The organism is Enterobacter sp. UNJFSC 003 (assembly GCF_036903355.1).
Classification (GTDB): Bacteria; Pseudomonadota; Gammaproteobacteria; order Enterobacterales; family Enterobacteriaceae; genus Enterobacter.
In genome coordinates, this window is the sequence record NZ_JBAKHK010000313.1 from 1 (window position 1) to 243 (window position 243).

General features: G+C 60.1%; 1 pseudogene. It reads right to left on the reverse strand.

Going from position 1 to position 243, the window contains the following annotated elements:
- Positions 1–243, reverse strand: a pseudogene (locus tag V5P19_RS24325) (branched-chain amino acid ABC transporter permease LivH); the annotation flags it as partial.

Below are 243 nucleotides of genomic sequence, written 5' to 3' on the forward strand. Positions count from 1 at the left end.
AGAAGAGAGCGCCTCCGCAATCCCCAGAATCAGGCCGCCAATCATCGCTCCCGGAATGCTGCCAATCCCACCGAGCACCGCCGCGGTAAAGGCTTTCATCCCGGCCATAAAGCCGATGTAGGGGTTAATGACGCCGTAGAACTGACCGAGCAGCACACCCGCCACCGCCGCCATCGCCGCGCCAATCACAAAGGTCAGCGCAATCACCCGGTCGGTGTTAATGCCAAGCAGACTCGCCATTTT